Below are 20,714 nucleotides of genomic sequence, written 5' to 3' on the forward strand. Positions count from 1 at the left end.
CCATGCCCAAGTTCTGCATCCTCGGCGCGTCCGTCGCCAAATCCCGCGAGACCGCCGAAGGCCCGATCGCGGGCTGGGGCCAGTACATGAGCGAGTTCCTCGCACCCGCCTGGGAGGTGCGGAACTTCGCCCGTGTCGCGATGACCGCCCGCACGTACTACACGGAGCGCTTCGCGGCCCTGCTCAACATGCTCGAACCCGGCGACATCGTCGCCCTCGACTTCGGAGGCGTCGAGCAGCGCATCAACGTCCCCCTGCGCTACCACGGCAAGCGGGAGTTCAAGGAGTTCCTCAAGCTGTACGTGGAGGGCATCCGCGCCCAGGGGGCGATTCCGGTCCTCCTCACCCCGTGCTCGCGCTGCGCCTTCGACGTGCGGGGCCAGGTCTCCGACACCCGCGACGGCTACCCCGAGGTCACCCGGGAGGCCGCCGTCGAGACCGGTGCCGTCTTCATCGACATGAACGCGTACACCGGCCGGCTCCTCCAGGAGCTGGGGCCCACCCGGGCCAAGCAGTACTACCGATGGCTGGACGCCGGCGAGCACCCGCTCCATCCGGACGGCATGATCGACTCCACCCACTTCAACCACGCCGGCGCCCGTGAGGTCGCCCGGATCCTCGCCTCCGCCCTGGCGGCCAGCCCGGACATCCCGGTCGGCACCGTCGACCCGGCGACCCTCGTCCCCGGCGAATACCCGACGCTCGCACCCGAGTTCACCGTGGTGAGCCCGGAGAGCGCGCTCTTCACCGTCGACCGGGTCGGCACCGCCCCGGTCTTCACCTCCCCGGCGCCCGGCCGCGCGGTCAGCGGCCTCCAGAAGTTCGCCGGTACCGCCGACCCCGACACCGGCTACCTGCTCTTCTTCTCCCAGGGCGGCTACATCGGCGGCACCGCGGTCAACGAGCAGGGCCGCTTCCTGTGGCGCCGCACCATGGTCTGGCCGGCCGGCGAGCACACCGTGCAGGCCGTCGGCCTCGCCCGCACGGGCGGAGTCACCCCGATCGCCTCGCTGAGCTTCGAGGTCCGCGACCACGTCGTCCCGCCGGTGGTCGACTCGCCGAAGAGCGGCGCCTGGGTCAACCCGCGCCCCCGCTTCCGGGGCACCGCCGCCCCCGGCGTCACCAAGGTGATGGCGCTGGAGGGCGAGCGGTTGATCGGAGAGGCCGTCGTCGCCGAGGACGGCACCTGGAGCATGCGCCACCCGCACAGCTGGCGGCCCGGAACCTACCGGGTCGAGTTCGTGTCGATCTTCAGCGCTCTGCACTCGGCGGCCACTCCGGTCGACATCCGGGTCCTCGGAGTCCCGCAGGACAGCTTCCTGCGCACCTCCACCGAGGCCCGCGAGCGCTGCGGCGAGAAGTGCGACCACTACCCCTTCGACGGGCACTGGTAGTCCCGGAGGCGGGAACGGCGAAGGGGCCGGTGGCTGTCGCCACCGGCCCCTTCACTCGTACGCGCTACCGCTTACGCCGGGACGCTCGCCACGCCCTGCGCCAGGAAACGCTTGCCGTTGACGCGCTCGGAGACGCCCTCGCGGTCCAGGTACGGCGTGATGCCGCCCAGGTGGAAGGGCCAGCCGGCACCGGTGATCAGGCAGAGGTCGATGTCCTGCGCCTCGGCGACGACACCCTCCTCCAGCATGAGGCCGATCTCCTGCGCCACCGCGTCGAGGACGCGGTCGCGGACCTGCTCCTCCGTGAGGACGGTGTCGCCCTGCTTGAGCAGCGCGGCGACCTCGGGGTCGAGCTCCGGCTTGAAGCCGTTCTCCGGCTTGTAGACGTAGAAGCCGCGCTTGCCGGCCTCGACGACCGCCTTCAGGTTGGGGGAGACGATGAAGCGCTCCGGGAAGGCGCGGTTCAGGGTCTCGGAGACGTGCAGGCCGATGGCCGGGCCCACGAGCTCCAGGAGGACCAGCGGGGACATCGGCAGGCCCAGCGGCTCGACCGCCTTCTCCGCCGTCTCCACCGAGGTGCCCTCGTCGATGACGTTCTGGATCTCGCCCATGAAGCGGGTCAGGATGCGGTTCACGACGAACGCCGGGGCGTCCTTCGTCAGGACCGCGGTCTTCTTCAGCTTCTTCGCCACGCCGAAGGCGGTGGCGAGGGAGGCGTCGTCGGTCCGCTCGCCCTTGACGATCTCCAGGAGCGGCAGGACGGCGACCGGGTTGAAGAAGTGGAAGCCGACCACGCGCTCCGGGTGCTGGAGCTTGGACGCCATCTCGGAGACCGACAGCGAGGAGGTGTTGGTGGCGAGGATCGCGTGCGCCGGGGCGACCGCCTCGACCTCCGCGAACACCTTCTGCTTGACGGACATCTCCTCGAACACGGCCTCGATGATGAAGTCCGCGTCGGCGAAGCCCTCGGCCTTGTCGAGGACACCGGAGACCAGGCCCTTGAGACGGTTGGCCTTGTCCTGGTTGATGCGGCCCTTGCCGAGCAGCTTGTCGATCTCGCCGTGGACGTAGCCCACGCCCTTGTCGACGCGCTCCTGGTCGATGTCGGTCAGGACGACCGGCACCTCGAGGCGGCGCAGGAAGAGCAGGGCGAGCTGGGAGGCCATCAGACCGGCGCCGACGACGCCGACCTTGGTGACCGGGCGCGCCAGCGACTTGTCCGGGGCGCCGGCGGGGCGCTTGCCGCGCTTCTGCACCAGGTTGAAGGCGTAGATGCCGGAACGGAGCTCGCCGCCCATGATCAGGTCCGCGAGGGCCTGGTCCTCGGCGTCGAAGCCCTTCTGCAGGTCGCCGTCCTTGGCGGCCTCGATGATGTCGAGGGCGCGGTAGGCGGCGGGGGCGGCGCCGTGCACCTTGGAGTCGGCGACGGCACGGCCCTTGGCGACGGCGGCGTCCCAGCCCTCGCCCCGGTCGATCTCCGGGCGCTCGACGGTGACGGTGCCGTTCAGCACGCCGGCCGTCCAGATGAGCGACTGCTCCAGGAAGTCGGCGCCCTCGAAGAGCGCGTCGGCGATGCCGAGCTCGAAGACCTGCTTGCCCTTGAGCTGACGGTTCTGGTTCAGCGAGTTCTCGATGATGACCTGGACGGCCTTCTCGGCGCCGATCAGGTTCGGGAGGATCGCGCAGCCGCCCCAGCCGGGCACCAGGCCGAGGAAGACCTCGGGGAGCGAGAAGGCCGGGAGGGCCTTCGACACGGTGCGGTAGGTGCAGTGCAGACCGACCTCGACGCCGCCGCCCATGGCCGCGCCGTTGTAGTACGCGAAGGTCGGCACGGCGAGCGCGGAGAGCCGCTTGAAGACGTCGTGGCCGCCCTTGCCGATGGCGAGCGCCTCGTCGTGGTTCTTCAGCAGCTCGACGCCCTTGAGGTCGGCGCCGACGGCGAAGATGAACGGCTTGCCGGTGATGCCGGCGGCGACGATCTCACCGCCCGCGGCCTCGGCCTCGACCTGGTCGAGCGCGGCGTTCAGGTTGGCCAGCGACTGCGGGCCGAAGGTGGTCGGCTTGGTGTGGTCGAAGCCGTTGTCCAGCGTGATCAGCGCGAAGCGGCCGGCCCCGAAGGGCAGCTCGAAGTGACGCACGTGGGCGGAGGTGACGACCTCGTCCGGGAAGAGCGCCGCGGCGCCCTTCAGAAGCTCGGCGGTGGTGCTCACTTGCCCTCCCAGTGGGGGTTCTCCCAGATGACCGTCGCGCCCATGCCGAAGCCGACGCACATGGTGGTGAGGCCGTAGCGGACCTCGGGCTGCTCCTCGAACTGGCGGGCCAGCTGCGTCATCAGACGGACGCCGGAGGAGGCCAGCGGGTGACCGAAGGCGATGGCGCCGCCGTACTGGTTCACGCGCGCGTCGTCGTCGGCGATGCCGTAGTGGTCGAGGAAGGCGAGGACCTGGACGGCGAACGCCTCGTTGATCTCGAACAGGTTGATGTCGTCGATCGTCAGGCCGGCCTTGGCCAGGGCCTTCTCGGTCGCCGGGATCGGGCCGTAGCCCATGACCTCCGGCTCGACGCCGGCGAAGGCGTACGAGACGAGGCGCATCTTGACCGGGAGGCCGTTCTCGCGGGCGAAGTCCTCGGAGGCGATGAGCGAGGCGGTGGCGCCGTCGTTCAGGCCGGCCGCGTTGCCCGCGGTGACGTTGCCGTGGACGCGGAACGGCGTCTTCAGGCCCGCCAGCGACTCCAGGGTGGTGCCCGGGCGCATCGGCTCGTCGGCGGTGACCAGGCCCCAGCCGGTCTCGCCGGCCTCGGGGGAGGTGCGGCGCACCGAGATCGGCACCAGGTCCTGCTGGATCTTGCCGTCGGCGTACGCCTTGGCGGCCTTCTCCTGCGAGCGCACGGCGTACTCGTCGGCGCGCAGCTTGGTGATCTGCGGGTAGCGGTCGTGCAGGTTCTCGGCGGTCATGCCCATGAAGAGGGCGGACTCGTCGACCAGCTTCTCGCTGACGAAGCGCGGGTTCGGGTCCACACCCTCGCCCATGGGGTGACGGCCCATGTGCTCGACACCGCCGGCGATGGCGACGTCGTACGCGCCGAAGGCGACGCCGCCGGCCATCGCGGTCACGGCCGTGAGCGCACCGGCGCACATGCGGTCGATCGAGTAGCCGGGCACCGACTGCGGGAGGCCCGCGAGGATGCCGGCGGTACGGCCCAGGGTGAGGCCCTGGTCGCCGATCTGGGTCGTCGCGGCGATCGCGACCTCGTCGATCTTCGCCGGGTCGAGGGCCGGGTTGCGGCGCAGCAGCTCCCGGATGGCCTTCACGACGAGGTCGTCGGCGCGGGTCTCGTGGTAGATGCCCTTCGGGCCCGCCTTGCCGAACGGGGTGCGGACGCCGTCGACGAAGACGACGTCCCTGACGGTACGAGGCACGATGGCTCTCCTCCAGGTGCGGGACGGCACTGCTGCGGCGCACCACTAAGCGTGCGCTTGCTTCCCCCCATGCTACTTGCGGGTAACCAGGCTGCCCACCCCCTGGGGGCCAAGCGGCGAAGGTCACACCCGCGCGTGGCACGAAGCCCCCGGCACCGGGAGGGGTGCCGAGGGCTTCGACGTGCGGGGGCGGACACGGGTCAGCCCTTCGCGGAGAGGGCTTCCACCAGGAGCGGGGTCACCAGGCCGATCTGCCAGCGGCGGGCGCCGTGGGCGGCGAGGGCGGCCTCGACGGCGTCCCGGTCCGCGCGGGCCGGGGGCTCCCAGCAGACGCGGCGGACGGTGTCCGGGGTGATCAGGTTCTCCTGCGGCAGGTGCAGCTCCTCGGCGAGGGCCGTGACCCCGGCGCGGGCGGCGGCGAGCCGGGCGGCGGCCGCCGGGTCCTTGTCCGCCCAGGCGCGCGGCGGGGGAGGGCCGGCCGGCTCCTTGCCCGGCTGCGGGAGCTCGCTCTCGGGGAGGGCCCGGGCCCGGTCGATCGCCGCCTGCCACTGCTCCAGCTGGCGCCGGCCCATGCGGTGCCCGAAGCCGGGCAGGGCGGTCAGCGCGGCCACGTTCACCGGCACGGCGAGCGCCGCCTCGACGATCGCCGCGTCGCTCAGCACCTTGCCGGGGGAGACGTCACGCCGCTGCGCCACCCGGTCGCGGGCCGTCCACAGCTCCCGTACGACCGCCATCTGGCGGCGCCGGCGGACCTTGTGCATGCCGGAGGTGCGGCGCCAGGGGTCCTTGCGCGGCGGGGCCGGCGGGGCGGTGGCGATGGCCTCGAACTCCTCGTGGGCCCACTCCAGCTTCCCCTGCCGGTCCAGCTCCTTCTCCAGCGCGTCGCGCAGGTCGACCAGGAGCTCGACGTCCAGGGCCGCGTAGCGCAGCCAGGGCTCGGGCAGCGGGCGGTTCGACCAGTCGACCGCCGAGTGGCCCTTCTCCAGGGCGTAGCCGAGGACGGACTCGACCATGGCGCCGAGGCCGACGCGCGGGAAGCCCGCGAGCCGGCCGGCCAGCTCGGTGTCGAAGAGCGAGGAGGGGCGCATGCCTATGTCCCGCAGGCAGGGGAGGTCCTGGGTGGCGGCGTGCAGGATCCACTCGGTGCCGCCGAGGGCCTCGCCGAGCCCGGAGAGGTCCGGGCAGCCGACCGGGTCGATCAGGGCGGTGCCCGCGCCGTCGCGGCGGAGCTGGACGAGGTAGGCGCGCTGGCCGTAGCGGTAGCCGGAGGCCCGCTCGGCGTCGACGGCGACCGGCCCGCGCCCGGCGGCGAAGGCGGCGATCACCTGGGCGAGGGCCTCGTCGCTCGCGACGACCGGCGGGATGCCCTCGCGGGGCTCCAGCAACGGGATCGGAAGCCCATTCGCAGGGACGTTTTCGTCCGGGGGGCCGCCCCCGGTGGTGCGCGGTGCGGTGTCTGCCGCGGTCTCTTGGGCGTCGGTCACCCGTCAAGGGTATCCGCCGACGGCAAGCACCTGCCGACGGAACGTTCCGTCGGCAGGCGCAGCGTTTCCCTCAGGGCCGGGTCAGTGGATGATCCCGGTCCGTAGTGCGACGGCGACCATGCCGGCCCGGTCGCCGGTGCCCAGCTTGCGGGCGATCCGGGCGAGGTGGCTCTTCACGGTGAGTGCCGAGAGCCCCATGGAGACGCCGATGGCCTTGTTGGACTGGCCCTCCGCGACCAGCCGGAGCACCTCGACCTCACGGCCGGAGAGCTCGCGGTAGCCGCCCGGGTGGCTCGGGGCACCCGGGGGACGGCGGTGGCCGAGCCGGGCGGCCGCGGCGCCGATGGGCGCGGCGCCGGGACGCGTCGGGTGGCCGATATTGGTCCGCGTGCCGGTGACGACGTAGCCCTTCACGCCGCCGGCGAGGGCGTTGCGCACCGCGCCGATGTCGTCGGCGGCCGAGAGGGCGAGGCCGTTGGGCCAGCCCGCGGCGCGGGTCTCGGACAGCAGCGTGAGGCCGCTGCCGTCGGGAAGGTGGACGTCGGCCACGCAGATGTCGCGCGGGTTGCCGACGCGGGGACGGGCCTCCGCGATGGACGACGCCTCGATCACGTCCCGTACGCCGAGCGCCCACAGGTGGCGGGTGACGGTGGAGCGGACGCGCGGGTCGGCCACGACGACCATGGCCGTCGGCTTGTTCGGGCGGTAGGCGACCAGGCTAGCGGGCTGCTCGAGCAGAACGGACACTCGGCCTCCTGGGGGAAGGTGCGGGACGGAGCCGGCTCGGGGAAGAAGCCGGGGGCGAACCCGTGCTCTGAAGGGGTCATTGACTCCTTCGGCAGCAGGGCCGCCCGCCTTTAGGGAAAGATCACGATTTAGTGAGTAACAATTAGGGCAATTCGGACGCGCGATCGATCATCCTACGAGCGGCCCCCGCTCCTCACCCCCACGGGGGACCATCCGTACGAACGCCGAAGGGGCCCCGAAGGGCCCCCTGGACATCCGTCCCGCCGCACATCTGTCCGAACCGCTCAGGCTCCCTGCGGCCCCCGTCGCTGGGGCAGCGAGACGACCCCCGCCCCCGACACCGTCCCCGCCGCGCCCGTCGCCCCCGAGGGGCCCGGCGGGGCCGGCGGATCGGCCGGGGCCGGCGGCAGGCCCGCGATCTGGCACAGCAGGTCCGACCAGGCCGCCAGGTGCGCCGCCGTGTCCGGCACCCCGCCCAGACCCTCCCGGGGCGTCCAGGACGCCCGGATCTCGATCTGGGTGGCCGGCCGCCGCTCCGCGAGCCCCCCGAAGTAGTGCGAGCCGGCCATCGTCACCGTCCCGCTCGCCTCCCCGTACGCGAGCCCGCGCGCGTCCAGCGCCCCGGTCAGCCACGACCAGCACACCTCCGGCAGCAGCGGGTCCGCCGCCATCTCCGGCTCCAGCTCCGCCCGCACCAGCGTCACCAGGCGGAAGGTTCCCTTCCAGGCCTCGTGGCCCGCCGGGTCGTGCAGCAGCACGAGCCGCCCGTCCGCGAGGTCGTCCTCGCCGTCGACGACCGCCGCCTCCACCGCGTACGCGTACGGTGCGAGCCGCTGCGGCGGCCGGGTCGGCTCGACCTCCATCTCGGACCGCAGCCGCGCCGCCCGCAGGGCCTCCACCGCCCTCCGGAACGCCGGCGGCACCGGGGTCCCCGCCGTACTCTCCGCCTTGTCGCCCGTCCCTCGAATGCCGTCGGAATGATCGGAAAAATGTCCCTGAGCCGCAGCCATGCGGGGAAGAGTAGGCGGAACGGGGCCGCCATGCGGGGAGGGACACCCGCCCGGCACGAGCGGCTTCCGGCCACATGCGAAGATTTGGGCGTGAGCGCCATGAACAGCCCGACGGGCCAGCAGACGAAGCAGCAGTCGCGGACGTACGACTCCGCGTTCCTCAAGGCGTGCCGGCGCGAGCCCGTGCCGCACACCCCCGTCTGGTTCATGCGGCAGGCCGGGCGCTCCCTCCCCGAGTACCTGAAGGTCCGCGAGGGCATCCCCATGCTGGAGTCCTGCATGCGGCCCGAGCTGGTCAAGGAGATCACGCTCCAGCCCGTCCGCCGCCACCAGGTCGACGCGGCGATCTACTTCAGCGACATCGTCGTCCCGCTCAAGGCCATCGGCGTCGACCTCGACATCAAGCCCGGCGTGGGCCCCGTCGTCGCCGACCCGATCCGCACCCGCGCCGACCTCGACCGGCTGCGCGACCTCACCCCCGACGACGTGCACTACGTCACCGAGGCCATCGGCATGCTCACCGAGGAGCTCGGCGACACCCCGCTCATCGGCTTCGCCGGCGCGCCCTTCACCCTCGCGAGCTACCTCGTCGAGGGCGGCCCGTCCCGCAACCACGAGCACACCAAGGCGCTCATGTACGGCGACCCGCAGCTCTGGGCCGACCTGCTCGACCGCCTCGCCGAGATCACCTCGGCCTTCCTCAAGGTCCAGATCGAGGCCGGCGCCTCCGCCGTGCAGCTCTTCGACTCCTGGGTCGGCGCCCTCGCCCCCGCCGACTACCGCCGCTCGATCCTCCCGGCCTCCGCCAAGGTCTTCGACGCGGTCGCCGGCTACGGCGTCCCGCGCATCCACTTCGGCGTCGGCACCGGCGAGCTCCTCGGCCTCATGGGCGAGGCCGGCGCGGACGTCGTCGGCGTCGACTGGCGCGTCCCGCTCGACGAGGCCGCCCGCCGCGTCGGCCCCGGCAAGGCCCTCCAGGGCAACCTCGACCCCGCCGTCCTCTTCGCCTCCACCGAGGTCGTCGAGGCCAAGACCGACGAGGTCCTGGCCGCCGCGAAGGACCTGGAGGGGCACGTCTTCAACCTGGGCCACGGCGTCATGCCGTCCATGGACCCGGACGCCCTCACCCGCCTCGTCGCCTACGTCCACGAGCGCACCGCCGTCTGACCCGACGGTCCCCGCGGTACGGCGGCGGGATCAGCCCGCCGCCCGTACCGCCGCCACCGCCTTCCGGGCCGCGACCAGCACCGGGTCCCACACCGGCGAGAACGGCGGCGCGTACCCCAGGTCCAGCGCCGTCATCTGCTCCACCGTCATCCGGGCCGTCAGCGCCACCGCCGCGATGTCCACCCGCTTCGCCGCGCCCTCCCGGCCCACGATCTGCACCCCGAGCAGCCGCCCGGTCCGCCGCTCGGCCAGCATCTTCACCGTCATCGGCGCCGCCCCCGGGTAGTACCCGGCCCGGCTCGTCGACTCCACCGTCACCGTCACGTACCGCAGCCCGACCTCACGGGCGTCCTTCTCCCGCAGCCCGGTGCGGGCGATCTCCAGGTCGCAGACCTTCGACACCGCCGTCCCCACCACCCCGGGGAAGGTCGCGTAGTCGCCGCCCACGTTCGAGCCGATGACCTGCCCCTGCTTGTTGGCGTGCGTCCCCAGCGGCACGTGCCGCTCCCGGCCCGACACCAGGTCCAGGACCTCCACGCAGTCCCCGCCCGCCCACACGTTCTCCTGCCCCCGCACCCGCATCGCCAGGTCCGTCAGCAGCCCGCCGTGCGCGCCGAGCGGCAGCCCCGCCGCCTCCGCGAGCGAGGTCTCCGGCACCACACCCGTACCGAGGACCACCACGTCCGCCGGGTACTCGTCCTTCTCCGTGGCCACCGCCCGCACCCGCCCGTCGTCCCCCGTGAGGATCCCCGTCACCGGGGACGCGCCGACCGTACGGATCCCGAGCCCGTCCATCGCCGCGTGCACGAGCCGCCCCATGTCCGGGTCGAGCGTCGCCATCGGCTGCTCGCCCCGGTTGAGGACCGTCACCTCGTAGCCCCGGTTCAGCAGCGCCTCGGCCATCTCCACGCCGATGTACCCGGCGCCGACGACCACCGCCCGCCGCCCCGCCGTCCCGGCCAGCGAGTCGAGCAGCGCCTGCCCGTCCTCCAGGGTCTGCACCCCGTGCACGCCCGCCGCGTCGATCCCCGGCACCGCCGGCCGGGCCGGGCGCGCCCCCGTCGCGATCACCAGCTTGTCGAAGCCCGTCCACGCCTCCGTACCGACCGCCAGGTCCCTGGCGAGAACGCGCTGCCCCGCCAGGTCGATCTCCGTCACCTCGGTCCGCGTCCGCAGATCGATCCCGCGCGCCCGGTGCTCCTCGGGCGAGCGGGCGATCAGCTCTTCGCGCCCGGACACGTCGCCGCCGACCCAGTACGGGATGCCGCAGGCCGAGTACGAGGAGAACCGGCCCCGCTCGAAGGCCGTGATCTCCAGCTCCCCGGGCCCCTTGAGCCTGCGCGCCTGCGACGCGGCGGACATGCCCGCCGCGTCCCCGCCGATGACCACCAGTCGTTCGCTCATGCGCCCACGCTACGGCGCCGAACGCTCCCCGTCCGGCGCTCCGCCGGGCTCCCCGGCGGGCTCTTCGCCGGGTGTCGGGAGCCCGGCCGCGTTCGTCCGCGCCTCCTGCCCCGGTACGGCGGCGGCCACCGGAGCCGTACCGGCGGCGCGGGCCCGGCGGCGCGGGCGGACCACCCACCGCCACACCGCGTACGCCGCCAGCGCCACCACCAGCCAGGGCGCGAGCGCCGCCAGGACCACCAGGGTCCAGGCGACGGCCGCGACCAGCGCGTGCCAGCCGCCCGACAGGGCCTCGGAGACGGCGGGGCGGTCACCCCCCTCGTCCTCGGCCGCCGCCCGCTCCTTCTCCACCAGGTCCAGGGTGATCGTCGCCAGCGAGGTCCGGTCCTTCAGGGACGCCTGCTGGGCCAGCAGCGCCTCCAGGTCCGCCTGACGACGACTCAGCTCCGACTCCAGGGCCACCACGTCGGCCAGCTTGTCCGCCCGGTCCATCAGCGCCCGCACCCGCGCGACGCTCGCCCGCTGGGTCGCGATCCGGCTCTCCACGTCGACGACCTGATCGGTGACGTCCTGCGCCTCCGCCGTGCGGGAGAGCACCTTCCCGGTACCCGTCAGGTCGCCGAGGACCCGGTCGTACCGGTCCTGCGGCACCCGCAGCACCATCCGGGAGGCCTCGTACCGCTCGTCGGTCCGCTCCGTCGTCTCCGACTCGACCCGGCCGCCCGCCGCCGCGACCACCGCCCGTACCCGGTCGGCGGTCGCCGCCACCCGCTCGACCTCCACCGTGAGGGAGGCCGTCCGGACGAGGTGCTGCACGGCGGGCGCCTTCGACGCCCCGGGCTTCGCGGCGGCGGCCTCCGAGCCGCCCGCGCCCGTGCCGCCCTTCCGGTCCGTGCCCGCGGGCGCGGCCGCGTCCGCCGCCACGCCCTTGCCGTCGGCCGCGTCGGTGCCGCCGCCCGCGCAGCCCGCCGTCAGCGCCAGCGCCGCGGCCAGCAGCAGCGCCGCCCCCGCCCTGCTCCGTCCGCCCGTTCCGTCCGCCTTGTGCACCGTGCCCCCTGGGGCTCGCAGGAATCGATGCTCCTAGGACGTGCGGGACCGGCGCGCGGTTTGCCTCCGCCGGTAGCGATGCGGTCACGGTCCGGCCTCGGAACGGGGGCGAGCGGGCGATTTGAGAGAGTGGTCCCATGAACGCGGACACCACGGGACCTTCCTCCGGACACCGGACCGGGCATCGGGCCGGACACCCCGACGGACCTCACGCCGTCGTCGTCGGCGGAGGCATCACCGGCCTCGCCGCCGCCCACCGGCTGCTCGCCGCCGGTGCGCGCGTCACCCTCCTGGAGGCCGGCGGCCGGCTCGGCGGCAAGCTGCTCGCCGGGGAGATCGCCGGCGCCCCCGTGGACCTCGGCGCCGAGTCCCTGCTCGCCCGCCGCCCCGAGGCGATCGCCCTCGCCGAGGCCGTCGGCCTCGGCGACCGGCTCCGGGCGCCTGCCACCACCACCGCCTCCGTCTGGTCCCGAGGCCGGCTCGTCCCCATGCCCAAGGGCCACGTCATGGGGGTTCCCGGCGATGCCGAGGCCGTCGCCGGGCTCCTCTCCGAGGAGGCCCTGCGCCGGATCGGCCGGGACTCCGAGCTGCCCCCCACCGAGCTCGGCGAGGACGTCGCCATCGGCGCGTACGTCGCCGAGCGCATGGGCCACGAGGTCGTCGACCGGCTCGTCGAGCCCCTCCTCGGCGGCGTCTACGCCGGCGACGCCTACCGGATCTCGATGAAGGCCGCCGTCCCCGCGCTCTTCGAGGCCGCCCGCCGCCACCCCAGCCTCACCGCCGCCGTCCGCGCCGTCCAGGCCGCGGGCAGTGCCCTCCCCGCCGACGTCGCGGGCGCCGCCACCGGCCTCGGCGGGTCCGTCTTCGCCGGCATCTCCGGCGGCGTCGGCACCCTCCCCGGGGCCGTCGCCGACGCCGTCCGCGCCGCCGGCGGCACCATCCTCACCGGCACCCCGGCGACCGCCCTGCACCGGTCGGGCGCCACCGGCTGGCGGGTGGAGACCCCGGAGCGGACCCTCGACGCGGACGCCGTCGTCCTCGCCGCCCCCGCGCCCGTCGCCGCCGGGCTCCTCGGCGGCCACGCCCCCGGGGCCGCCGCGCTCCTCGGCACGATCGAGTACGCCTCCATGGCCCTGGTCACGCTCGCCTTCCGCCGCGCCGACGTCCCCGAGCTGCCCGGCTCCGGCTTCCTCGTGCCGCCGGTCGACGGCCACACCATCAAGGCCTCCACCTTCTCCAGCCGGAAGTGGGGCTGGGTCGGCGAGGCCGCCCCCGAGCTGTTCGTGCTCCGCACCTCCGTCGGCCGGTACGGCGAGGAGTCCCAGCTCCTCCGCGACGACGAGGACCTGGTCGCCGCCTCCCTCAAGGACCTCGGCGCCGCCACCGGCCTCGCCACCCGGCCCGTCGCCACCACCGTGACCCGCTGGACCGGCGGCCTGCCGCAGTACCCGGTCGGCCACCTGGACCGGGTCGCCCGGGCCCGCGCCGCCCTCGCGGACCTGCCCGGAGTGCGCCTCGCGGGCGCCGCGTACGACGGCGTCGGCATCCCCGCCTGCGTCGCCTCCGCCCACCGCGCGGCCGACGCCCTGGCCGACGAGATCATCGCCACGTCGGAAACGGGGCACCCCGGTGCGGGGCACTCCTCATGACGGGCGAGAATAGGCGTATGAGTGCGCCCGAAAAGATCCCGAACGCCGGTAAGAAGGCGAAGGACCTCAACGAGGTCATCCGCTACACCCTGTGGTCTGTCTTCAAGCTGCGCGACGTCCTGCCCGCCGACCGGAGCGGCTACGCCGACGAGGTCCAGGAGCTCTTCGACCGGCTCGCGGAGAAGGACATCACCATCCGGGGCACGTACGACCTGTCCGGTCTGCGCGCCGACGCCGACGTCATGATCTGGTGGCACGCCGAGACGAGCGACCAGCTCCAGGAGGCGTACAACCTCTTCCGCCGTACGAAGCTGGGCCGCGCCCTGGAGCCGGTCTGGTCGAACATGGCGCTGCACCGCCCGGCCGAGTTCAACAAGTCGCACATCCCGGCCTTCCTGGCCGACGAGACCCCGCGCGACTACGTCTCGGTCTACCCCTTCGTCCGCTCCTACGACTGGTACCTGCTGCCGGACGAGGACCGCCGCCGGATGCTCGCCGACCACGGCAAGATGGCCCGCGGCTACCCGGACGTCCGGGCCAACACGGTCGCCTCCTTCTCGCTCGGCGACTACGAGTGGCTCCTCGCCTTCGAGGCCGACGAGCTGTACCGCATCGTCGACCTCATGCGCCACCTGCGCGCCTCCGAGGCCCGGATGCACGTCCGCGAGGAGGTCCCCTTCTACACCGGCCGCCGCAAGAGCGTCGCGGACCTGGTGGCGGGCCTGGCCTGACGGCCCCCCCGAACCTGGCGGCGCCCCGGCTCCCAGCCGGGGCGTTCGCCCCTCGACCCGGAAGATCAGACGGCCGCCACGCCATGGCCGGCCGCTCCAGCGACACCGGGTCCGGCACCGGGTGCGGCGCGCGCGAGCGCGCCGCACCGGCGTCCCTTCCCTCTCAGGGCCCGCCCAGCGCGGCCCGCAGCTCCGGCTCCAGGACCGCCGGCCCCCGGGTGGCGAGCGCGGTGAGCGGATCCTCCGCCGAGAGGCCCGCGAGCAGCCGCTGACCGGCGTGCGAGGCCCAGGGACTGCGCGGATACGACTCCGCCCGCCCGATCAGCAGACAGAACCCCGAGGTCGTCAGCGGCAGCAGGAACCCGGCGATCACCCGCGCCCGCTCCGCCTCCGGCACCAGCGGCACCGCCACCGCCGCCAGCGCGAGCGCCAGCAGGAACGCACCCCGCACCGCCCGCAGCCCGGCCGCGACCTCCCGCCGCCCCGGCGCCGGCACCGCGAGCCCCCGCTCCACCAGACCCTCCTCGATCCGGCGTACGCACGCGGCGGCGGCGACCGCCGGACGCAGCCCCGGCACCGGCGCCTGCCCCTCCGGGCCGATCGCGCCGAGCACCGCCCGCTCCAGCTCGTCCCCGCCGTCCGAGCCGTCCACGACCGTGGCCCAGCCGGTGCGCGCGAGCAGCAGCCGCCGGGCCCGGTGCATCGACACCAGCGTCAGCTCGGCGACCCGCCCGGGACCGCCGGCGAGGAACGCGGCCTCGCCCAGCGTCAGTCCGCCGTCCCCGACCGCCCCCGCGGCGGACCCGCCGGCGGCGATCGAGGCCCGGCAGAGCCGGGCGCAGGCGACGGCCGTCACGACGCCGGCGACGAGGAGCAGCGGGATCCACACCATGATCGAGTTGTACGTCAGGACCCCCGCCCCCGCCACCCGAACGGCTCAGCCGCTGGACCCGCACGAGGACGACGACGAGGAGCCGCAGGACGAGGAGGACGACGAACAGGACGAGGACGACGACGAACAGGACGAGGAGGACGACGAGCAGGACGACCCGCCCGACCCGCACCCCGAGCCCCCGCCGGACCCGGACCCGGACCCCGAGTCCGAACCCCAGCCGTCCCCGCCGCCCATGTCCGCGCCCGCGCACCACATCACCACGGCCGCGCCGGCGGTGGAGTGCGAGGAGTGCGAGGAGTGCGAGGAGTACGAGGACCGGGAGGAGGTACCGCTCCGGCCGCCGGACAGCATCCGGCCGTCCCGGGAGGCGTCCCGCAGCCGCTCCCACAGCTCGCGGTCGGACAGCGCCCGGATCCCGCCGAGGGCGACGGCGTGGACGCCCCCGGTGCCGTGCTCGCGCCGGTAGGCGGCGAGCGCGGCGGTACCCGCCGGGCTCACCTGCCGGCTGTAGGCGGAGCCGCAGACCAGCGCGGTGGCGAAGCAGACGAAGAACAGCGGCAGGATCTTCACGAAGAACGGCACCGAGGGCCCGTCCAGGGCGAACCCGGTGACCGTCCCCACGATGCCCAGCGGGAAGAGCAGGAAGGCACCCAGCATCAGGCCGACGCACCACCGTCGCACGGCGCGGCGCGGGCCCGGCAGGGTCACCAGGCCGCGCGCGGCGAGGCCGTCGCCGATCTCCTGCACGGCCGGGTGGGTCATCACCCCGAGCCGCAGCTGGTGCAGGGCGCCGCTCGGGGCCGCCGCGTGGACGTCGAGCACGGCGCGCTCCACCGGGTCGTGGGCGATCCGGTGGACGACGGCGACCACGCCGGGACCGCCGATGACGATCCGGCCGTCGAGGTGCATGGCGGCGAGCGCCGTGTCGGCGACCCGGCCGGGGCCGCCGCCGAGGAACGCGGCCTCGTAGACGTCCATGACCGGTCCGCCGGGACCGAGCCGGGTGCGGCGGGCCAGCACCCACAGCCGGGCCAGCAGGACGAAGGCGACGAGGTGGAGCGCCAGGAGGAACGGGTCCATGCCGGTCACCGCCCCCCGAGGAGGCGCCGCGCCAGCCGCCCCACGAACCCGCCGACCGGCCGGCTCTCGGCCCGCTCCCGCCACCAGCGGGTCAGCTCCCGCCGCTCGGGCCGGTCCTCCAGGAGCAGCCGCTCGACGAAGTCGAGCGCGTCCCGCCGGTAGTTGCCCGGCAGGGGCCGGCTCCTGGCGTACGCGAGGAACGCGGGCCGGAACCCGTCGCCGAGGATCTCCGGCAGCTCCGGCGCGATCCGCGCCACGACGGACGCCCGCTTGGCGGCCAGCGCCCGCCCCTGCACCCGCATCCGCCGCACATCGAACCCCTCGGGCACCGGAGTCCCCGCAACCAACGCCGACAACACAGCCGCCTGCGCCACCCCGACCCGCTGCCGCACCGCACCCTCGGCCTCGGTCCCGGTCCCGGTCCCGGTCCCGGGCTTCGGCCCGGTTCCCGTTTCCGCGTCCGGGCGGGGCAGGGTGGCTACCGGGCCGCCGGACGGGGCCGGCGCGTGGTCGGCTGCGGTGATCGGTGTCGGTGTCGGTGTCGGTGTCGGTGTCGGGCCTGGGTGGGTGGAGGGCATCGGGCCGCCCGAGACGCGGGCGCCGGCGCCGATGTGGAGCGGGGCGCCGCCCGTGAGGGCGCGGCCCGCGCGCAGGGCGGCGGTGCCGACGCCGTGGCGCGCGGCGAGCGGGCCGGCCGCCGCCCGGGCGGCGTGGACGTCCCCCGCGCCTCCGGCGGTGAGGGTGTCGGCTGCGGTCTCGTCGGCGGCCTGGGGGGCCGCCGCGTCTTCTGTGGTGGGTGCCGGGCGGCGGCGGGGCGCCGTCGTCAGGGTCGTGCGGATCGTGGAGAGTTCCGCGGCGAGTTCCGTCGCGGGCGGGAAGTGGTCGTCCCGTTCCAGGAGGACGCCCGGCGGGGCGATCCGGCCGGCGAGGTCGGCGAGGATGTCCAGGACCGGCTGCGGGACCGGGTGGGCGTGGGTGTCGTGCCAGACGCCGTCCCGTTCGAGGCCGCCGGCCACGTGGACGTACGCGAGGGCCTCGACGGGCAGTTCGGCGAGCGCCCGCGCCGGGTCCTCGCCGCGGTTGACGTGGTTGGTGTGGAGGTTGGCGACGTCGATGAGGAGCCGTACCCCCGTACGCTCCACCAGCTCCGCCAGGAACCGGCCCTCCGTCAGCTCCTCGTCCGGCCAGGAGAACAGCGCGGCGATGTTCTCCAGCGCCAGCGGCACCGGCAGCGACTCCTGCGCGATCCGCACGTTCTCGCAGAGCACGTCCAGGGCCTCCCGGGTACGGGGCACGGGCAGCAGGTGCCCGGCCTCCAGCCGCGGGGTCGCGGTCAGCGGGCCGCCGGCCCGGACGAACGCGATGTGCTCGGTGACGAGCGGCGCACCCAGCGCCTCCGCCTTCGCGGCGAGCGCGGCCAGCCGCTCCGGGTCCGGCCGGTCCGCCCCGCCGAGCCCCAGCGACACCCCGTGCGGCACGACCGTGACGCCCCGGGCCCGCAGCCGGGCCAGCGAGTCGGGCAGGTGGTCGGCGCACACGTTCTCCGCGACGACCTCCACCCAGTCGACCCCGGGCAGCTCCTCGACCGCGTCCGCGATCTCGGGACGCCAGCCGATGCCGATGCCGAGTTCCGTCATGTCCCCCTCCTTCGGTCCTCAGTCATCCACGTGATGACCCCGCCGGAGCCGGTCGAACCCAGGAGGGGCAGGTTCAGAGCTTCATTTGAGGTTTCCGGGCGCCACGGCCAGGACACCGGGGTACGCCGACACCACCGTCGCGCTGCCCGGCGCGATCTCCGTGAAGCCCGCGTCCCTGACCACCGGCAGGCCGCTCGCGGCGAGCGCGGGCCACTCCGCCTCCGGCGCCGTGCGCACGGCCAGCGGGAAGCCCGCCTCCCGCCAGGCGGCGCGGGCGTCGTCGTCCAGGGCCCACCACAGCAGCTGGGCGCCGTGCCCGGCCTGGGCCATCGCCTTGCCGGCCGACATGCCGAGCCCCGGGTTCATCCACAGCACCGCCGCGCCTTCCGGCACGGGTCCCGGCGCGGCCGGGTCGTCGAGGTCGGTGCCGGAGACCTGGAGCTTGGCCAGCTCCTTGGGCCAGCCGTCCAGGGGGACCGGCGGGAAGACGCGTACCTCCGCGGTCTCGCCGGTCACCGTGATGCCGGGCAGGGCCTCGGCGCGCCGCCACTCCGCGCCGCGGGCCCGCCGTACGACCTTGCGGATGCGGGCGTCCTCCCAGTCGGCGACGGCCGTCGCCCACTCGCCGTCGCCGAGCGACCGCTCGTCGGTGAGGAGCGAGAGCACGGCGCGGGCCGCGGTCTGCAGGGCGTCGGTGCGGGCCGGGGGCGCGTCGCGCTCGATCCGTACCACCAGGGGCAGGACGAACTGCGGCTTCTCGTCGCGGGGATCGGTGTCGTTGCTGCTCACCCGGCAAGTCTGCCACCGGCCCCCGGGAGGCGGATCTTGCGGCCCGGTCCGGGGCCGGGCGAGGATCCCCTCCATGAGCACGATCGTCGGAGCGCGGGAGCCGGTGCGGCTCACGGGGGTGGGGCGCCGGTACGGGCCGCGCGGCCCGTGGGTGCTGCGGGGCGTCGACGCGGAGCTGCCCGCCGGCCGGCTCGTCCGGGTCACCGGCGCGAACGGCACCGGCAAGTCGACGCTGCTGCGCCTGGTCGCCGGTGTCGACGCGCCCGCCGAGGGCCGGATCACCGGCCGCCCGGCCAGGACCGCGTACGTCCCCGAGCGCTTCCCGCCCGCCCTGCCGTTCACCGCCCTCGACTACCTGGTCCACCTGGGCCGCCTCCAGGGCCTGCGGACGGCCCCGGCCCGGGCCCGCGCGGGGGAGTGGCTGGCCCGCTTCGGCGCGGACGCGTACGCCGGGACCCCGCTGGCCGCCCTCTCCAAGGGCACCGCCCAGAAGGTGGCCGTCGCCCAGGCCCTGCTCGCGGACCCCGAACTCCTCGTCCTGGACGAGGCCTGGACCGGCCTCGACCCCGAGGCCCGCGCGGAACTCGACGCGGCGGTCCGCGAGCGCGTCGCGGCCGGCGCCACCGCCCTCTTCGTCGACCACGACCCCCGCCGCTTGGCGGGGGACCCCGACACGACCCTGACCGTCGCGGAGCGCCGCGTCCGCCCGGACCCGGGCCGCCTGGCGGGCGACCCCGGCGCGCCCCTGTCCGTCGCGGAGGGCCGCGTCTGCCCGGACCCGCGCCGCCTCGCGGGCGAACCCGACACGACCCCGACCGTCGTGGAGGGTCGCGACCAGCTGGACCCGGGCTGCTTGGTGGGCGACCCCGGTGCGCCCCTGTCCGTCGTGGAGGGCCGCGACCACCTGGACCCGCGCCGCTTGGTGGGCGAACCCGACACGACCCCGACCGTCGTGGAGGGTCGCGACCACCTGGACCCGCGCCGCTTGGTGGGCGAACCCGACACGACCCCGACCGTCGTGGAGGGTCGCGACCACCTGGACCCGGGCTGCCTGGTGGGCGACCCCGGTGCGCCCCTGTCCGTCGCGGAGGGCCGCGACCACCTGGGCCCGCGCCGCCTCGCGGGCGAACCCGACACGACCCCGACCGTCGTGGAGGGTCGCGACCACCCGCACCCGCCCGGCCACGCTCCCGGCCACGCCCCCGTTCGCGTCGTCGCCTCCGGTGCCCGTCCCCTGCCCGACCCCCTTCCCGGCGGCGCCACCAGGGCGCCGCGTGCGGCCGGCGGGTCTGTGGTGTTCCACGTCGCCGCGCCGCACTCCGACGACCTGCTGCGCGCCCTGCTCGCCGCCGCCTGGCACGTCCATCGCGTCGAACCCGACCGGGCCGGGGCGGAGGGGGAACGCCCATGACGGCGCTGCTGCGGTACCACTCCGCCCTGTTCCTGCGCTCCCAGCGGTGGCTCGCTCCGCTGCTCCTGTACGCGGCGCTGGTCGCGGTCGGCGTCCGGCCCGGGGATCCCGTCCTCGGGTCGCTCGGGATCGCGGCGGCCGGGCTCGTGCCGGTCGCGGCCTGGTCGGTGCGGATCTGCCTGACGCAGGAGGAGGCCGCCGCGCGGGCGGTGACCGCCGCGGCCGGCGGGCGGAACCGCGCGCACCTGGCCGCCCTGCTCACCGGCGCCGGGGGGCCCGTCCTCGTGGGCGCGGTCGCGGTCGGCGTGGTGACGGGCACGGGTGACCTCGCCGGGACGGGCGGAGCGGCCGCCCTGCTCGCCGGGCTGCCGGCCACCACCGCCTGCGCGCTCACCGGCGCGGCTGTCGGGGCGCTTGCCTCGCGGCCGTTCGTGAAGGCGCCGGGCTGGTCGGTGGCCGGGCTGCTGCTCGGCTCGCTGCTCGCCCTGGTGACCACCGGCTCGCCCGCGAAGCACGCGGTCACCGCCCTCGTCGCGTCCGCCGGAGCGCCGTGGGGGGCCTGCGCCGCCGCCGTCCTCCTCGCCGCCGCGACGGCGGCCGCGGCCGTGAGAGCCGCCGCGCCTGGAGTGAGGCGGAGTAGCCTCGGTGTCATGACCACGGAATCCGCCGCGTACTGCGCCCCCGAGCCCGCGCCCCGGCCGCCCAAGGCCGCCGAGGGGCCGTACGCGCGCTGCGTGCTGTGCCTGGAGCCGACCGAGTACGCGGAATCGGTCAAGGGGATCGTGCTGTGCCCGGTCTGCGAGTGGCAGGAGGCCCAGCGCACCGCCTGCTCCGGCTGAGGCACCGCC

At 75.0% G+C, this 20,714-nt stretch carries 16 protein-coding genes and 1 pseudogene; 6 read left to right on the forward strand and 11 right to left on the reverse strand.

The window, feature by feature from the left end:
• The first annotated feature begins 2 nt into the window (after positions 1-2).
• Positions 3-1,394 carry a hypothetical protein gene (locus HHL19_RS13750; RefSeq protein WP_169089216.1) on the forward strand — a complete coding sequence of 464 codons (1,392 nt, stop codon included), beginning with the start codon at positions 3-5 and terminating at the stop codon, positions 1,392-1,394.
• A gap of 71 nt (positions 1,395-1,465) precedes the next feature.
• Here HHL19_RS13750 and HHL19_RS13755 read toward each other — a convergent pair whose 3' ends face one another.
• The 5 genes from HHL19_RS13755 to HHL19_RS13775 form a co-directional block, all read right to left on the reverse strand.
• On the reverse strand, positions 1,466-3,604 hold the full coding sequence (locus tag HHL19_RS13755; RefSeq protein WP_169089218.1) for a 3-hydroxyacyl-CoA dehydrogenase NAD-binding domain-containing protein: 2,139 nt from the start codon (positions 3,602-3,604) through the stop codon (positions 1,466-1,468).
• Positions 3,601-4,815: an acetyl-CoA C-acyltransferase gene (locus tag HHL19_RS13760; RefSeq protein WP_169089220.1), complete on the reverse strand. Its 1,215-nt coding sequence runs from the start codon at positions 4,813-4,815 to the stop codon at positions 3,601-3,603. Before HHL19_RS13760 ends, HHL19_RS13755 begins: the two co-directional genes overlap by 4 nt.
• A gap of 200 nt (positions 4,816-5,015) precedes the next feature.
• Positions 5,016-6,299, reverse strand: a complete 1,284-nt coding sequence (locus HHL19_RS13765) for a ribonuclease D (RefSeq protein WP_169089222.1) — start codon at positions 6,297-6,299, stop codon at positions 5,016-5,018.
• An 81-nt stretch (positions 6,300-6,380) separates the two neighbouring features.
• Positions 6,381-7,046: a response regulator transcription factor gene (locus tag HHL19_RS13770; protein WP_015037008.1), complete on the reverse strand. Its 666-nt coding sequence runs from the start codon at positions 7,044-7,046 to the stop codon at positions 6,381-6,383.
• 284 nt (positions 7,047-7,330) lie between these two features.
• Entirely contained in the window at positions 7,331-8,056 is a 726-nt protein-coding gene (locus tag HHL19_RS13775; RefSeq protein ID WP_169089224.1) for a DUF3000 domain-containing protein, read from the reverse strand.
• A 90-nt stretch (positions 8,057-8,146) separates the two neighbouring features.
• On the opposite strand from HHL19_RS13775, the gene hemE reads away from it, so the two are divergent.
• Positions 8,147-9,223, forward strand: coding sequence for a uroporphyrinogen decarboxylase (gene hemE / locus HHL19_RS13780; protein ID WP_169089226.1), 1,077 nt, complete (start codon positions 8,147-8,149; stop codon positions 9,221-9,223).
• 30 nt (positions 9,224-9,253) lie between these two features.
• Here the strand turns inward: hemE and HHL19_RS13785 are convergent, their stop codons facing one another.
• Positions 9,254-10,627: an FAD-dependent oxidoreductase gene (locus HHL19_RS13785; RefSeq protein WP_169089228.1), complete on the reverse strand. Its 1,374-nt coding sequence runs from the start codon at positions 10,625-10,627 to the stop codon at positions 9,254-9,256.
• Between the two features lie 9 nt (positions 10,628-10,636).
• A complete protein-coding gene (locus HHL19_RS13790; protein ID WP_346768334.1) occupies positions 10,637-11,674 on the reverse strand; it encodes a DUF4349 domain-containing protein in 1,038 nt (345 codons plus the stop codon).
• Between the two features lie 137 nt (positions 11,675-11,811).
• Here HHL19_RS13790 and hemG point away from each other — a divergent pair, with 137 nt between their 5' ends.
• On the forward strand, positions 11,812-13,323 hold the full coding sequence (hemG, locus tag HHL19_RS13795) for a protoporphyrinogen oxidase (RefSeq protein WP_169089230.1): 1,512 nt from the start codon (positions 11,812-11,814) through the stop codon (positions 13,321-13,323).
• 17 nt (positions 13,324-13,340) lie between these two features.
• Positions 13,341-14,054: a hydrogen peroxide-dependent heme synthase gene (gene hemQ / locus HHL19_RS13800; protein ID WP_169089232.1), complete on the forward strand. Its 714-nt coding sequence runs from the start codon at positions 13,341-13,343 to the stop codon at positions 14,052-14,054.
• Between the two features lie 163 nt (positions 14,055-14,217).
• On the opposite strand, the gene HHL19_RS13805 is transcribed toward hemQ, so the two are convergent.
• The 4 genes from HHL19_RS13805 to HHL19_RS13820 form a co-directional block, all read right to left on the reverse strand.
• On the reverse strand, positions 14,218-14,946 hold the full coding sequence (locus tag HHL19_RS13805) for a TIGR04222 domain-containing membrane protein (protein WP_169089234.1): 729 nt from the start codon (positions 14,944-14,946) through the stop codon (positions 14,218-14,220).
• Positions 14,947-14,991: 45 nt separating this feature from the next.
• On the reverse strand, positions 14,992-16,029 hold the full coding sequence (locus HHL19_RS13810) for a TIGR04222 domain-containing membrane protein (protein WP_169089236.1): 1,038 nt from the start codon (positions 16,027-16,029) through the stop codon (positions 14,992-14,994).
• Positions 16,030-16,034: 5 nt separating this feature from the next.
• The gene (locus tag HHL19_RS13815; protein ID WP_169089238.1) at positions 16,035-17,666 is read right to left on the reverse strand and encodes a DUF692 domain-containing protein; all 1,632 of its coding nucleotides are present in this window, start codon (positions 17,664-17,666) and stop codon (positions 16,035-16,037) included.
• Between the two features lie 81 nt (positions 17,667-17,747).
• Positions 17,748-18,455, reverse strand: coding sequence for an aminoacyl-tRNA hydrolase (locus HHL19_RS13820; protein ID WP_346768335.1), 708 nt, complete (start codon positions 18,453-18,455; stop codon positions 17,748-17,750).
• A gap of 73 nt (positions 18,456-18,528) precedes the next feature.
• On the opposite strand from HHL19_RS13820, the pseudogene HHL19_RS13825 reads away from it, so the two are divergent.
• Both HHL19_RS13825 and HHL19_RS13830 read left to right on the forward strand, forming a co-directional pair.
• Positions 18,529-19,125: pseudogene (locus tag HHL19_RS13825) on the forward strand (ABC transporter ATP-binding protein); the annotation flags it as partial.
• A 737-nt stretch (positions 19,126-19,862) separates the two neighbouring features.
• Positions 19,863-20,705, forward strand: a complete 843-nt coding sequence (locus HHL19_RS13830; RefSeq protein ID WP_206324982.1) for an ABC transporter — start codon at positions 19,863-19,865, stop codon at positions 20,703-20,705.
• The last annotated feature ends 9 nt before the right edge of the window (positions 20,706-20,714 follow it).

This window comes from Streptomyces sp. R302 (assembly GCF_012927245.1).
In the GTDB taxonomy this organism is placed as follows: Bacteria; Actinomycetota; Actinomycetes; order Streptomycetales; family Streptomycetaceae; genus Streptomyces.